General features: G+C 34.2%; 12 protein-coding genes and 1 other RNA gene. 6 read left to right on the forward strand and 7 right to left on the reverse strand.

Features of this window, described 5'->3' with window-relative positions; genetic code table 11:
• Nucleotides 1-6: 6 nt before the first annotated feature.
• Nucleotides 7-786, reverse strand: a complete 780-nt coding sequence (locus AA089_RS12590; protein WP_046757310.1) for a zinc ribbon domain-containing protein — start codon at nt 784-786, stop codon at nt 7-9.
• A gap of 2 nt (nt 787-788) precedes the next feature.
• Nucleotides 789-1,883, reverse strand: coding sequence for a Nif3-like dinuclear metal center hexameric protein (locus tag AA089_RS12595; RefSeq protein ID WP_046757311.1), 1,095 nt, complete (start codon nt 1,881-1,883; stop codon nt 789-791).
• Between the two features lie 219 nt (nt 1,884-2,102).
• Between AA089_RS12595 and AA089_RS12600 the strand changes: the two genes are divergently transcribed.
• From AA089_RS12600 to AA089_RS12610, 3 genes are all read left to right on the forward strand, one after another.
• Nucleotides 2,103-2,486, forward strand: a complete 384-nt coding sequence (locus tag AA089_RS12600) for a hypothetical protein (RefSeq protein ID WP_156168995.1) — start codon at nt 2,103-2,105, stop codon at nt 2,484-2,486.
• Nucleotides 2,487-2,529: 43 nt separating this feature from the next.
• Complete coding sequence (gene lpxK, locus AA089_RS12605; RefSeq protein WP_046757346.1) at nt 2,530-3,549, forward strand: tetraacyldisaccharide 4'-kinase; 1,020 nt, start codon at nt 2,530-2,532, stop codon at nt 3,547-3,549.
• A 62-nt stretch (nt 3,550-3,611) separates the two neighbouring features.
• A complete protein-coding gene (locus tag AA089_RS12610; RefSeq protein ID WP_162200442.1) occupies nt 3,612-4,178 on the forward strand; it encodes a hypothetical protein in 567 nt (188 codons plus the stop codon).
• Nucleotides 4,179-4,544: 366 nt separating this feature from the next.
• Here AA089_RS12610 and AA089_RS12620 read toward each other — a convergent pair whose 3' ends face one another.
• The 3 genes from AA089_RS12620 to AA089_RS12630 all read right to left on the reverse strand — a co-directional run bounded on the left by AA089_RS12620 (nt 4,545) and on the right by AA089_RS12630 (nt 9,492).
• Nucleotides 4,545-7,298, reverse strand: coding sequence for a CHAT domain-containing protein (locus AA089_RS12620; RefSeq protein WP_156168996.1), 2,754 nt, complete (start codon nt 7,296-7,298; stop codon nt 4,545-4,547).
• 139 nt (nt 7,299-7,437) lie between these two features.
• Complete coding sequence (locus tag AA089_RS12625; protein WP_046757316.1) at nt 7,438-8,025, reverse strand: hypothetical protein; 588 nt, start codon at nt 8,023-8,025, stop codon at nt 7,438-7,440.
• A 60-nt stretch (nt 8,026-8,085) separates the two neighbouring features.
• Nucleotides 8,086-9,492, reverse strand: a complete 1,407-nt coding sequence (locus AA089_RS12630; RefSeq protein ID WP_046757317.1) for a hypothetical protein — start codon at nt 9,490-9,492, stop codon at nt 8,086-8,088.
• Between the two features lie 107 nt (nt 9,493-9,599).
• Between AA089_RS12630 and AA089_RS12635 the strand changes: the two genes are divergently transcribed.
• The 3 genes from AA089_RS12635 to rimK all read left to right on the forward strand — a co-directional run bounded on the left by AA089_RS12635 (nt 9,600) and on the right by rimK (nt 12,629).
• A complete protein-coding gene (locus AA089_RS12635) occupies nt 9,600-10,145 on the forward strand; it encodes an RNA polymerase sigma factor (protein WP_046757318.1) in 546 nt (181 codons plus the stop codon).
• Complete coding sequence (locus AA089_RS12640; RefSeq protein ID WP_046757319.1) at nt 10,145-10,864, forward strand: tetratricopeptide repeat protein; 720 nt, start codon at nt 10,145-10,147, stop codon at nt 10,862-10,864. The genes AA089_RS12635 and AA089_RS12640 overlap by 1 nt, the downstream gene beginning before the upstream one ends.
• 388 nt (nt 10,865-11,252) lie before the next feature.
• Nucleotides 11,253-12,629, forward strand: a complete 1,377-nt coding sequence (gene rimK / locus AA089_RS12645; RefSeq protein WP_046757320.1) for a 30S ribosomal protein S6--L-glutamate ligase — start codon at nt 11,253-11,255, stop codon at nt 12,627-12,629.
• A 104-nt stretch (nt 12,630-12,733) separates the two neighbouring features.
• On the opposite strand, the gene AA089_RS12650 is transcribed toward rimK, so the two are convergent.
• Together AA089_RS12650 and ssrA are read right to left on the reverse strand one after the other, a co-directional pair.
• Nucleotides 12,734-13,699, reverse strand: coding sequence for an SMP-30/gluconolactonase/LRE family protein (locus tag AA089_RS12650; RefSeq protein ID WP_082113266.1), 966 nt, complete (start codon nt 13,697-13,699; stop codon nt 12,734-12,736).
• A gap of 423 nt (nt 13,700-14,122) precedes the next feature.
• Nucleotides 14,123-14,519: a transfer-messenger RNA gene (gene ssrA, locus AA089_RS24090) on the reverse strand.
• Between the last annotated feature and the right edge of the window lie 113 nt (nt 14,520-14,632).

The following is a 14,632-nucleotide window of genomic DNA, read 5'->3' on the forward strand; positions in this document are numbered from 1 at the left end:
TTGGAATTAAAACTTAGCGAAAAGTTTTTCCATTTTTACTTTCTCTTCGTCAGCCAATGCTGGATCAACTAAAATACGACCACTGTGCTCATCTGTGATGATTTTCTTTCTAGAAGCAATCTCAACCTGAACCTGTGGTGGAATTGTAAAGTACGAACCTCCTGAAGCGCCTCTTTCAATTTTTACAACAGCCAAACCGTTACGAACATTTTTACGAATTCGCTTGTAAGCTGCTAACAATCTGTCTTCGATAAGTTTTTCGAATTCTTCAGATTTCTTTAAAAGAAATTCTTCTTCTCTTTTTGTTTCTTCAAGAATATCATTTAATTCTGCTTTTTTGTGCTTTAAATGTGATTCTCTTAAGTCAACACGTTCTTTCGTTTGTGCAATCACATCTTTCTTTTGCTCAATAGCAACTTTAAATTCTTTGATGTGCTTTTCAGCCAACTGCATTTCTAACTCTTGGAATTCAACTTCTTTAGATAAAGCGTTGTATTCTCTGTTGTTACGAACGTTTTTCTGTTGCTCAGTGTATTTCTTGATCAAGGTTTTCGCCTCTTCAATAATATTCTTTTTACTCTTGATGTCTTCATCTATTTGATCAAGGTCACCATGAAGTTTTTCAAGTCTAGTGTTCAATCCAGTTACTTCATCTTCTAAATCTTCTACTTCTAAAGGAAGTTCTCCTCTTACGTTTTTTATCTCGTCAACACGAGAGTCAATTAATTGTAAATCAAAAAGTGCGCGTAATTTTTCTTCAACCGTAACTTCTTTCTTCTTTGCCATATTTATGAATACTTGATTGGATTTGTATTTTCTGCTGATAAAATGATCGCAAAATTAGGAATTTTTTTCGTAAGATACTCAAATAAAAGATTTTTTGTGTATTGTTCGCTTTCATAATGCCCAATATCCGCTAATAAAATGGTGTTTTCCGCTTTGTAAAAATCGTGGTATTTCAAGTCTGCCGTTACATACGCATCCACGCCAGCACGTTTTGCATTTTCGATGGCAAAACTTCCGCTTCCACCCAAAACGGCAATTTTATGGATCATTTTTCCTGATAATTCCGAATGTCTTATCACAGGAACCTGCATTTTTGTTTTTAATAGTGTGATAAAGTGCATTTCGCTGATCGGTTTTTTAAACGTACCGATCATGCCCATTCCAATATGTTGATTTGTATTTTCTAGTGTTGTAATTTCATAAGCAACTTCTTCATACGGATGTGTTTCGTGTAGCGTTTTTATGATTTTTCCTTCCAAATGCTTTGCAAATGTAATTCCAAGCTGTATTTCTTCTTCAAAATGTGTTTCTCCTTTTTTACCAATTGTAGGATTTGACGCTTCATTGCCTTGAAAACTACCCAAACCTTCTACATTAAAACTACAATTTTCGTAATTTCCAATACTTCCAGCTCCAACTGCAAATAGCGCGTTTCGAACAGCTTCTGCATTTTTCTTTGGTACAAATGTCACTAATTTTTTGATAGTTCCTTTTTGTGGAATTAGAATCGATTTATCGGTCAAGCCTAATTCGTAACAGATACGATCGCTGACACCATTCCACGAATTATCAAGCGCCGTATGCATGGCATAAATGGCAATGTCGTGTTTGATTGCTTTCAGCACAACTCGTTCTACATAGGTTTTTCCAGTGATTTTTTTCAAACCAGAAAATATAATCGGATGAAAACTCACAATCATATTACAGTTTTTTTCAATGGCTTCATCCACTACATTTTCGAGTGTATCTAACGAAATTAGTACACCAGACACTTCTTGTTTGTTGTTTCCAACGAGCAAACCTACATTGTCAAAATCTTCAGCATAGGCGATTGGACATAATTCTTCAATGTGTGAAATAATATCTTGAACGATCATTTTTTGAGCTTTTTTTCAAATATAGAGATTAGCATGAAAATTCACATATTTAAATGTCAAAACCCTGCTATTTAGAACGCTTACGAATTTATAACGACGCTTGTGAAGTATTTTCTACGAATTCCAGCATAATAATTTACCTTGAACTATATGAACTAAATTTTTATATATATGAAAACAAATTTGTGTACGATCTTGCTGCTTTTATCAACTACTTTTATGCTGTCACAAACACGGCGAGGCATTATTCCTATTGAGGATGATCGCTTGTTTAAAGTCGTGTTAGAGATTAATTCTGAAAACGTATTATCACGAAGTAATGAGCATTTTAGGATGCAAGCTATTAAAGTTGCCAGTGATGAACGTGTGAGTGACGATGAGGAAATACAAGCGTTTAAGAGTTTTTATTATATCGTAATTGCTGATTTTGACGAATCTCCGGAAGGGAAATTATACCAAACCGAAAACTTAATTTCGCCACAAATTTCAGTATTTCCAGATAGTTACCGTTTTTTTAAAATTCTGATTACACATGGCGAATTGCAAGAGAAACAATTGGTGTTGTTTGCTTCCAACGAGAAAGTATATGTGAAAAAGGAATGATTTTTAGTATTTGATGTCCGTAAAAATTGATATTTTCGCTTTTATGCGACGACTTCGACTTTTGTTACTTCCTTTCTCCATACTGTATGGAGCCATTGTGTTTGTGCGCAATTGGATGTTTGATAACGGTTGGTTGAAATCGACTTCGTATGATGTTCCCGTGATTTGTGTTGGAAACCTTAGTGTTGGCGGCACAGGGAAATCGCCGATGATTGAATATTTGATCCGATTGACCAAAGCGAACTACAACGTTGCAACCTTAAGTAGAGGTTACAAACGCAAAACGAGCGGTTTTTTAGTGGCAAATGCAGAAACAACTGCTGCTGATATTGGCGACGAACCGTTACAATTTTACAGTAAGTTTGGCGACGAAATCATTGTTTCGGTCGAAGCTCAACGAACTGTCGGCATTGAAAAATTGCAGCTTTTATCAAATAAACCTGACATCATTTTGCTAGATGATGCGTTTCAACATCGAAAGGTAACGGCAGGTTTCAATATTGTATTGACGCCGTATAATGATTTGTATGTGAATGATTTTATGTTGCCTGCGGGAAATTTACGTGAACCAAAATCGGGCGCAAAACGAGCAAATGTTATTGTGGTAACCAAATGTCCGACAATTGTTGCCAAATCTGAAATGCTTCAAATAACCGATCAGTTGAAACCAAACGCGCAGCAACATGTATTTTTTACTACCATTGCGTATTCGGAAACTGTTCAAAATGAAACAGCACAATTGCCGTTATTTTCTTTAAAAGATGAACCGTTTGTGTTGGTGACAGGAATTGCAAATCCAAAACCGTTATTGGAATATGTAAACGATCTAGGATTATTGTATACACATTTGAAATATCCAGATCATCACGATTTCAGCGAAAGCGAATTGAATACTATTACACAGAAAGCTGGAAATCAAAAGATAGTGACCACGGAGAAAGATTTTATGCGTTTGCAAGGACGCTTGGACAATTTGTATTATTTGCCAATTGAAGTCGCATTTTTAGCAGATGAAGACGTTTTTCAGGAGCAAGTGATGCAGTTTATTGATGTGTCAATTTGATGATTTGAAGATGTGTTAATTCGTTGATGTGTTAATTTGTTACACTTACTATTGAAATGAAAATGAAATACTTTTTTAGATTTTTTCTACCATTGGTTGTTATCATAAGCTTGAAATCGTGTAAAACTGACGATACTTATTATAATTTGAGCCAAAAAGCAAACGATTTGTTAGTGTACGATGTTGATGAAACATTTAGACTGTTAGATGTGTCAACTCAGGAAACTATAACATTCGATGTAGTGTCTACAAAAAATGATTTTTATAAAGATGGGCCAAATGTGTCTCCTTTATTTTCTTTTGGACCTACTGGAAAAACATATATTGAGTATGGCGAATATGAGTTTTCGGATGCTACGGAATGTTACAGCGGCATTGTAAGAGTAGAAGCAAATAAGGTAGGTGGTTTTGAGTTTGAAATTTATTTGGGGAATTGTTTTGAAGATTTTGGTGCTTCTTTTAGGTATGAAAATCAGATTATACCAAGTGTTAGTATTGATGGTGTTTTGTATACAAATGTATATCTATTAAGTTCAAATACAGATACTTTGTATTATTCTAAAGAAAAAGGTATTTTACAAATAATCAGAGATATAGATCAGCAAGTGCGCTTTACAATTATTGAATAGTACATTTTTATATTGTGTTACTACAATAAACGGATTCATGAAAAAGTGCGTTTCTCATTAAAAATTTAAATCGTGGGATTATCACGACTGTTTCTATCGTGTTCTTTTTTAAATTCTTGGTATCTTTTTTTGGATTTCTCTGCTCTTTTTTCGTTGTTAAATGGCAGGTTCAATTCGACTCTAATTACCCAAAAACCGTACGCTAATAGGAGAGCTGTTCCTATGAATGCAAACTTTAAAGAGTTGGTGAGATAGTAGCAAAAAACAAATGCGGAGCTACAAATGATACCAACTATTATTTTTTTCGTCATATGAATTTGAATTCGTTATTAGTTTGAATATACTAGAAATTCGTTGATTTGAACTTTAGTATTTTTTTAGTTTTTTACGAACGAACAGGAACAATAGTAAAGCTACACCAATTCCTAACACATACCAAATTGTATTTGAAGTACTTGTTGTCACTGCGGTTTGATTTCCATAGAGAATGAAACCTGCCCAATAATACGGTTGTACAAGTTTGGAACCTTTGTGATTGTTTATATAATCGAGTTTGGCATGTTGCAAAGCTTCCGATTTCGAAGTTCCTTTTTTTAGATATGTGTAGAAACTTTTCATAATTTCACTTGTGGATTGATCGGGAACTTCCCAAAGACTTGCTACTGTTGCAGGAACGCCTGCAAAGGTAAAGGCACGTTGAAACGATTCCATACTTCTACCAGCATTTTCTTTTCCTAATCCTGTGTTGCAGGCACTTAAAACCGCCAAATCAGCGTCTAATTGCAACGCGTATAATTCCTCTAAATAAAGATCGTCTTTGTCTGTATTGGTATCACTAAATAGTAATCGGCTTAAGCCAGCTTCTTCATTGTTTACTTCCGCATGCATAGCCAAATGCAGAATATTTGCTTCTGGCGCTGTTTCAAGGAAATACTTTTTAGAAACTTCTTTTCCAATGTAAATTTTGGAAGGAAATAGCTTTCCAATAGTTTTTGCTTCGGCTTTTGCACCTTCTAATCTTGACGTTCCACTTCGGGTAACAATTTCTAAATTTTCTCCTTCATAGGTTGGTGCGTAAATGGCCAATGTGGTTTCGTTTGTGGCGTTTGTAATGTTGTCTAAGTGAATAAATTTTAGATTGGACGTATAGCCAATTTCATAGGTTTCGGCTAAAAATTGATTGTTGATTTGAATAGTTTCAAACGGAATTTTATACAATTCTCCATCAGGATTGATGATAATCTTTTTGATATTTTCGGTAATTTCTGGCAGTAAGAACTCTTTTAAAAGTTTTGTTTTTTCAGTAGTATACGTTCTGTTTTTGATAGCATCTACGTATGTGCTTACCAAGTCAATTTGTTGGGTTGTCCAAGGGAGAAGTTCGTAAGAAATATGGTTTGATGTAATGGAAAAGATGGCAAGTTTTTGTTCAAATAGCATGTATTTGATGACCAATTCGTCGTCTGCTAAGTTTTGTTGCAAACTGTTTATATCGAACTCTTTACTGCTGAGTAATTCTAAGTTTGGAAATTTTTCTCGCGTGAAATCTTCATGCTGATTAATTAGGTATAAAAGTGAATCTTCTTCCCGAATATTGTTGTCGCGTTTTGCCGTTGTCAGCAACGTACGCAGTTTTAAGTGTCTGTATCTTAAGGAATCTAACGCAGGTAATTTGTTGGTATATCTGTTTTGATAAAAGCGTTGCCACGTCATTTGATTCATCATTGTTTCCGTTTGACTCAGTAATTCACTTGTGGAAATATTATTTGTAGTATCATTATTAGTTGTAGCAAGTTTGCCGTAGATGATTTTTCGTAAAAGTAGATTTTGTGCAGGATTGAATTTGGTACGTGCATAACTATTTTCAAACTGTATAAACGCTAAATCATATAGTGTTGCAATTGTTTTTTGAACGTTTGGATCATCGTTGTAAAATAGTGTTAGTTTTTCCGCAACTCTTCGGATCAATCTCGATTCGCCATATACTTTGCTTGGTTTGAAATTGCTATAATCTTTAGCTAGCGGAATTGTATCTGAATGTACTTGTGCAATTACAGCATGAAAAGTGTGTAACGCACTATCTTTTTGTCCAAGTTTTGCCTTTATAAGTGCTTTTTGTGCTAAGAAAAATGATATTCTACGATCGTTTGGCGCCATTGAATCCAATAGGTGTAGCATAAGCGTATTGGCTTCTTCCAACTTATTTGACTTTGTCAAGGCTTTGCATTTGTTGTATTTAAATGAGAAATAGTTGCCCGAATAGTTTTTGTTCACAACTAAATCAATAGATTTATCAATGTAATAGCTACCGATTTCAATATCTTCTGGAGTAGTTAATGAATCTTCTTTGTGACTTAAATACCAATCGCCAATATGATTTAAACCTGTACTGTAATAAATTCTTTCATTTTCTTGAAATGCTTTGGATGCATGAATATCTTCTAGTTTTTGTGCAGTTTTTATGAGTTCAATACTGTCTTCTTTTTTCTTTGCCAGTTGGTAGAGTAAATATATTTTTCGGTACGCCAAGATAGGTTCATACCGATGCGATTTTGTAGTATCAAGGTATTGTTTGTGTTTTGTATAAATGTTTTCAGCAAAGCGGAGAGAACGTTTGGCTTTGGCGAGATTTCCATGATAGGCTGCTTGACTCGATAGAAATACATGCGCATCAACCAAATAGTCTAAATTTAGATTGTAATCTTCGGTTAGATATTCAATAGCCGTTTTCATGCTCAATTGCGCACGCTTGGCAAAGTTGACATTCGATTCGCCATATGCTCTTTTATAATACAACACGCCTTTGATATGTTTGGCTCTTTTGCTGGTAGCGTCTCCACAATAAGGAATTCCTTTATTGGCACTGTTGATACTTTCTAGATTTTTCCCAATGCCAATATTTCCTTCATATTGATTGTAATACATGTCAGCAACATCCAAACTATCTTTTTCATTTTGTGGTTGCACACTTTTTAGATGTTTTTCCAAAAAGGCTAACAGCTCATCATATTGTTCTGTATTTTTAAGTGCATTCGATTTTTTCCATAAAAAAGAAATGCTAGGCTTGGTAATGGAGTCTTGTTTTGTAGCTTCTTGCTTGTTGCAATTTTTAGCTGACAAACTGGTACAAATAAAGAGTACGCACAGTATAAAACTAATGCGTACTATTTTGATTATTTTGAGTTGGTATGTGTTCACGGCTTTCGTAATCGTGCGATGATTTTCCTTAAAAATACAATTTTTTTAGTTGCTATTTTTTTTAGAATAATCCTGTGCTTTTAGCAATTGCAATCCCTATTTTTTTATAATCGCGATTTTTGGCTACTTCTTCATTTTTAAATGTTGATCCAGGTACCATGATCGTAATTGTATATCCTTCCATTTTTATGAGGAGTTCTCTTTTTTTACCGATCCAAATGGCAGTTTTTCCTAGTCCAGTAATATATTCAGAAGATTTTGATGTCATTTTTTTGAGTTCCCAAGTTTCTTCCCACTTTTCGCCTTCGGCAAGGACATCTTCGGCTGCAAAGATGCTTCCACTAAGATAATTATATTCTTGATCATCCATGTACACTAAAAACCGACAGCTTTTAGATTGAAATGTTAGTCCATCGTCCACAAGCATTTTTTTAGCATCAGGATAATGTTTCATGACATTCGTTTCACTTATATACGTACACATATTTTTAGGAAGTGCTGAAAATGCTACTTTGTTTCCTGTAAAGTCTTTATTGATAAAACTCGTGTCTCCAAATTCTTGTCCAATCACGGTGTTTTTGTCGCCAAAGCAAGCTATGAGTAGAAATGATATAATAGTTGTAATTGCAATACGTTGTAAGTTTTTCATTGTTTAAATTATTTGTGTTATACGTTGAGTTGTGAAAACCTATTGATGCTAGATTCTTGGTTAAAACATTTTTTTGTATTCTTTCGGGTTGATGGTTTTACTGATATTATCATTGATGGCAATGGTTGTACTTTTCATCGTTCCTTCATTGGATTGTACAGTGTATTCCATAATATATCCATCTAAAATATCTGCATTTTGCATGAACCAATTTGATAATTTGATGCTTGGCGCTACCCAAAAATTGACTTTTACATTTTTATCGGACATTTCATATTCGTAGCAAGTTGCACCAAGAATCGTTTTTGTATTTCCAGTTTTTTTGAGTTTTGTATAATCATAATTCGCCATTTGATCCGTTGGATTACTCATTTGCTGCTGTCCCATCATTTTGTTAGACATGCGCATTTTCATGCCAGCCGTTTCTACAAAAATGTGTGTGTTTCCTTTGTCCATCACAATGATAGATTCGCCATTTATTTCTTCTTCTGAATATTCACTCATATCTACTTTCATACCAATATAGGTGGCATTCGGATTGATGAGGTATGCGATATTGTAAGTTGCATTTTGTTCAGGAACAGTGACTTTCGTGATCGTTTCAAATGTAAAGTTGTAGATGTCTGGTGTTGCGGAAGTTGAATCTGAATTTGTATTATTGCCGTTCCAAGTAGGTTCGTTTTGAGTACTTTTTTCATTTTTAACAACCGATTCATTGTTGATAAATTTAGGGGTTTCTCCATCAAATGCGCCCGTGATAGACGCTTCATAAAAGGTTTCTGAAAAATCATCTGTAGTTGCTTTTCGAATAACTTCCCGTAAGGTGACCATTCCTGAAAAACTAATCTGAATGTTATCATCCGTAAGGACATCAATACTCACTTCTCCTTTTGACACATCATAGTTTTGATAGTCGTCTGTAACGGCACGTTTGAAGCCATTGTCTGCTTTTTTATTATATGGTAATTGCGGATCGTAACCAAGACTTAGTGATGCTTCTTCAGGAATATTAAATACCAATCGATCGCCGTTTTTAGCTTCTTCTGTATCGTGTTTTAGATTTTTATCTGTTTTAATGTTGATTGTAAAACCATCATAAATATCTGCTTCATGCGACCACCAATTTCCAGTAATGGTATAACCCGAATTGGTTTTCGTAACTTTTATTTGACTAGCTTCCGAAATTTGAACACTTCCGTATTTTTTAGAATGTTTTATGATGACATCGCCAAAGTCTTTTTTGTTTTTCTTTATCGTAGGTTTTCCCGCATTCGGATCATTTTTACCTTCAATGGCATTATCAATCGTTTTATCTACTTCTTTTTCAGCTTTGTTAACTACTTTATTTTCAAGTTCTTTTGCTTTTTCTTTTGCGCGTTGCTTCATTTTTTTAAATAATTGAGCTTCAGCATTTTGAAATGAAATCAAACAGAAAATAGCTAGTATTATGCGTAATTTATGTTTCATAGTAAATGTGTTTGTTTATCCTTTTGTATCTTTAACAAGCTTAATATTAACAGCTACCCTAAATTTTTTTCATTCCATTGTTAATATTTTAATTTCTTACGTAACTAATGAGTAGAAATAGTACAGATGCCGCATTGCAAGATTTATTACGATCTGATGATAAGAAGGCATTAGAAACTATATATGTACAATACAAAACTGAGTTTCTAAATTATGCAAAGAAGTATGGTTTGGTTAGTGATCTTGCATTGGATATTTATCAAGATTCCATTATTGCCATGCATCATAATTTTGTGTCATCGCAGTTAGTAATTACGTCAAGCTCTATAAAAACCTATTTGTTTGGCATTGGAAAGTTTAAAATTTTGAAGAAATTAAAAGAAGAAGCTAAATACATTCACACAGAAACTCAAGAAGAAACCTATACGGAGATTGAAGTAGCAGCTATGTCGCGATCTGAACAGTCAATTGCATTGAGTAAAAATTTGAATCAGCTTTCAGAAAGTTGTCGGAAAGTATTGGAATTGTTTTACTATCGAAATTTAACTGTGGATGAAATTGTAGCGTTAACAGATTATAAAGATGGAAATACAGTAAGAAGTCATAAATCGAGATGTTTGAAACGTTTAAAATCGTTATTTAAAATTAAGTAATGCAGAAAGAAGAATTTATACAAGATTATATTGCCAATCGCTTGTCTGATACAGAGAAAGCACGTTTTGAAACGTTGTTAGAAACCGATGCCGAATTTAGAGAAGCCTACGAAACGTATCAAGAAGTAGCCATGGCGTTTCAACTTTCTAAAAGCAATGAAATTAAGCAACGTTTGCAAGCTATTGATGCGCTAGAAACTACTGCAAAAACACGCAATTTTTTTCAACTTCATTTTCGTAAAATGGCAATTGCTGCCGTGTTTATTGTTGGAATGTTTTTAACGATCAATGCATTACGTTCAGATGGAAATATGTATGATTCGTATTTTGAAATTTGCCCAAATACATATCTTCCTGTAACTAGAGGAGAAAATGAACAACATGTGCAATTTGAAGCGTTTAAAGCCTATGAAAGTGCCGATTACGCAACCGCAGAGAAGATTTTTAATACTATTTTAAAGACCGATAAAAATCCTACAACCCGATTTTATTACGCTATGTCATTGTTAAATCAGGAAAAGTTCGATCTCGCTTTAGCGCAATTAGAAACATTGAGAAGTATCACATTTGATTATCAGGTAGAAACGCTTTGGTATGCGGCGTTAATTGAGCTTAAAAATGAAAATTTTGAACGAGCAAAAAGTAATTTTGAGGCAATTGACAATCTAGATAAAAACTTTAAAGCCACAGAAATACAAGAGATTTTAGCCAAGTTGTAATTTTTTTTCAAAAAAAATAAAAAAAGTTTTTTCCATCTATTTTTTTACTATGTTTGCTTTGTAAATGCGTTCACATATGAAGCGCATTGCCTATATAAATGAACACTTTTTTAAAATTCGGACTTAGGAGCATAAAGAAGTCTACTCCAACAGTTGTTTTCTATTGTAGACGCCGAATTCTCAGGCTGACTTCTGAAATAAAATGTACTATAAAGTACGTACCACAAAGTACATGTATGCCGTGTAAGGAATTTACTTTTCGTATTTGAGAAACCTCGTTTTTTAGCGTACAATTTGGTTTATGTCGTCAGATAAGAGAGACGATAATTTATCATGAAAAAAGGCAACTTTTCTTAAAAAATTTAAAAAAATTAATACATAAAATATAATGAGTTCAACATTAAAAATCGTTGGAAGTGAAGAATGGTGTACGTTTGATACACTAAAAATTCCAGCAATAAAAGCGCGTGTAGATTCAGGTGCAAAAACATCTTCTATACAAGCCAATAACATTAAAGTATTAGAAGAAGGTAATGAAGATTGGGTTCAATTTGAAGTCAATCCGATACAGGAAAATCGCAGTATCATTATCAAATGTAAATCGAAAATTTATGATAGACGTATTATAAAAAGTTCTAGCGGAATTTCGGAAGAGCGTTTTGTGATAAAAACAGCAGTTACAGTTGGTGCAGATACGTTTGAGATTGAAGTAACGCTTGCCAATAGAGATGCAATGGAATTTAGAATGTTGCTCGGGCGCGAAGCGTTAATGAATCGTTTTATCGTGAATCCTTCTGAAACGTATTTACAATCGGACTTTACTACTGAGGATATTCAGGATGCGTATAAACATTTAATCAAAAAGAAATCAGGATTAAAAATTGCACTTTTGGCGAGTAATCCAAATTTGTATAGCAACAAACGGATCATGGAAGCAGGAATTGCTAGAGGACATGAAATGGTGTTTTTAAATGTAGAACAAGCATACATGAAATTTGATGCAAAAGAGCCACAAATTCGTTATCGCGGTGGAAATATTGTCGATGAGTTTGATGCTATTATTCCTAGAATAAAACCTTCGTTGACATTTTATGCATGCGCTTTAATTCGTCAATTTGATGCTATGGGCGCGTATTGTTTAAACTCTTCGGAAGCTATTACACAATCACGAGACAAACTGCAAGCTACACAACTATTTGCGAAGCATGATATTCATATTCCTATTACGGGATTTGCGAACTCGCCTTTGGACACGAAAGATTTGATTCAAATGGTAAATGGAGCTCCATTAATCATTAAACTATTGGAAAGTACACAAGGGAGAGGTGTGGTTTTGGCAGAAACGAGCAAAGCGGCAGAAAGTGTAATTAATGCTTTTAAAAGTGTTAAAACGAACATATTGGTGCAGGAATTCATTAAAGAAGCTAACGGACAGGATATTCGTTGTTTTATAGTGAATGGAAAAGTTGTGGCATCTATGCAACGACAAGCTGCCAAGGGAGAATTTAGAGCCAACATTCATCAAGGTGGAACGGCTTCTAAAATTAAAATTACTATGGAAGAACGCAAATTAGCTATAAAAGCTGCAAAAATTCTTGGTTTGCCTGTTGCGGGTGTTGATATTATCCGATCGAACAAAGGTCCGTTGTTGTTAGAAGTAAATTCTTCTCCAGGATTGGAAGGTATTGAGAATGCCACAGGATTGGACATTGCAAATATTATGATTGAATCAATTGAAAAGAAATTAAAGTTTACACATAAATAATACCAATTTTATTGTTTAATTGGTATAATATAAGATAACAAGAAAGGCGAGTATCCAACTCGCCTTATTCTTTAACGAACGCATCCATATTTATGTGACTTTTTTTAGTTAAAGAAAGCACTTTTTACACCTTTTACACCTGTCTGTACTTGAAAAATAGAACCTGCAAGCGGATATTTTTCGGCTTCTTCTTTGGTCATGTCTAATTTTGCAGAAGTGATATAAAGTATTTCCAAATTATCGCCGCCAAACGCACATGATGTAATATTGTGCGCAGGAACTTCTATTTTTTGAAGCAATTCTCCAGTTTTTGGATTAAATCGAATAACGGCATTTCCGTTCCACATACCAACCCAAACCATATCTTCGGCATCAATCGCCATTCCGTCAGGAAAACCTAAATCTGATGACACTTGAACCGCAACACGTTCGTTGGAAATATTACCAGTTGCATTGTCATAATCGTATGCTTTTATTTGAGAAGTCGGCGTATCAATATAATACATGGTTTTTTGATCCTTTGTCCAAACAATTCCATTTGAGATGGTTACACTATCAAGTTTTGTAGTAACGGCACCATTATTTTGTATCGCGAAGAGTTTTGCTTTTCCTTTTTCTTGTTGCCAATTCATGGAGCCAACCCACAATCTTCCAGCTGGATCACATTTTCCATCATTAAGTCTACAGCCTGTTAATTGCGCTTTCATGTCTGCAAATACTGTAGTTTCGCCTGTATGAACATTCATTGTGTAAATTCCGTCTACCAAAGCAATGAGCGCTTCATTTTTGTTTTTCGGGACAATAGTACCAATATGTGAAGCAGTTGGAAACGAGCGATTTTCTGTTGTTTTCGGATTAAATATATGTGCTGTTTTCCCTTCAATATCAATCCAGTACAATTCGTTGGTTTCATGATTCCAAAAAGCGCCTTCGCCTAAAGCAGCATCAGTTTTGTAGGCAACCGTGACTTCGTTGATTTTTGCTGCTTCCGTAGATTTTTCTTGTGGTTTCTCTTTAAAGTCACAACTTATAAGGATAATTGCAATGAGAATGAATATATATTTTTTCATGTATGCGTTTTGTCTGTATTTTCAATTTAGAAATGTACAAAATCATATGGCAAAAGAAAAGCGAACCGAAGTTCGCTGTAGATTATATTTCTCTTTGTGCACAGCATTCTGAAAATTCTGTCGAGTCACTTTTATGTAAACCTCCTTTAATGAGTTTGGGATTCGTATCAGAAACGCTCAATTTGTTAATTTTTAGTGTTTTGTTTTTTCATAGTTTAAAATTAATAATCAAATAAGATAACCAAGAAATACTAAAAACTCTATGCTTATACGTTTTAGAATATCAGGAATTAGAATATATATGTACTACTAATTTTACTGTAGGAAATTTGTAATAAGGTTTTTTTGCAGAATTTGAAGCAGCAGCTATTGTGATACTATTTAAAATAAAAAACGCCCTAAATAAATACTTTAGAGCGTTATTTGTGGAGTCGGAGAGAATCGAACTCTCGTCCAAACAAGCAATTAAAATGCTTTCTACACGCTTAGTTCTTGTTTAGTTTTCGACTATTAGCTGACCAAAAACCGCCTACTAATAGCTTATCTTCTTAGTTGTAAAAATTACGGCGAAGTTACGTAATTTCGATGTTGACTTTTATGGTGTCTCTAAATCGGTCGCCATCAACAAGGGCTACCGGGAGACATTCAGCTTTTCCGTCTAACGGAAACTGGGCTTATCTTACTATAATTCAGATTAGGCAGCTAAAGCGTAGTTATTTTCGCCATTTAAAAAGTGTGAAATATGAGATTTACGAGCTATGTCTCAGCGCTCGACGTGCTTACACTCCAATTCGACTCGCTGTCAAAACCAGTCGACCCCAATATGTTTAAGAACTTTTACTTTTAAATCGTAAAAAGGAAAGCAAAAATAGCACAAATTTTAATAGCTTTGTGTTTTTTGTTCCAAATACTATTATTTTAGAGCAAAAAATA

Origin of the sequence: Kordia jejudonensis, from assembly GCF_001005315.1 — a bacterium.
Lineage (GTDB): Bacteria > Bacteroidota > Bacteroidia > Flavobacteriales > Flavobacteriaceae > Kordia > Kordia jejudonensis.

Coding starts and splice junctions, on each gene's coding strand:
- AA089_RS12600 (WP_156168995.1), top strand. CDS start 2,103: ATGCTGTCACAAACACGGCGAGGCATTATTCCTATTGAGGATGATCGC.
- AA089_RS12640 (WP_046757319.1), top strand. CDS start 10,145: ATGCAGAAAGAAGAATTTATACAAGATTATATTGCCAATCGCTTGTCT.
- AA089_RS12610 (WP_162200442.1), top strand. CDS start 3,612: ATGAAATACTTTTTTAGATTTTTTCTACCATTGGTTGTTATCATAAGC.
- AA089_RS12635 (WP_046757318.1), top strand. CDS start 9,600: ATGAGTAGAAATAGTACAGATGCCGCATTGCAAGATTTATTACGATCT.
- AA089_RS12630 (WP_046757317.1), bottom strand. CDS start 9,492: ATGAAACATAAATTACGCATAATACTAGCTATTTTCTGTTTGATTTCA.
- lpxK (WP_046757346.1), top strand. CDS start 2,530: ATGCGACGACTTCGACTTTTGTTACTTCCTTTCTCCATACTGTATGGA.
- AA089_RS12590 (WP_046757310.1), bottom strand. CDS start 786: ATGGCAAAGAAGAAAGAAGTTACGGTTGAAGAAAAATTACGCGCACTT.
- rimK (WP_046757320.1), top strand. CDS start 11,253: ATGAGTTCAACATTAAAAATCGTTGGAAGTGAAGAATGGTGTACGTTT.
- AA089_RS12650 (WP_082113266.1), bottom strand. CDS start 13,699: ATGAAAAAATATATATTCATTCTCATTGCAATTATCCTTATAAGTTGT.
- AA089_RS12625 (WP_046757316.1), bottom strand. CDS start 8,025: ATGAAAAACTTACAACGTATTGCAATTACAACTATTATATCATTTCTA.
- AA089_RS12595 (WP_046757311.1), bottom strand. CDS start 1,883: ATGATCGTTCAAGATATTATTTCACACATTGAAGAATTATGTCCAATC.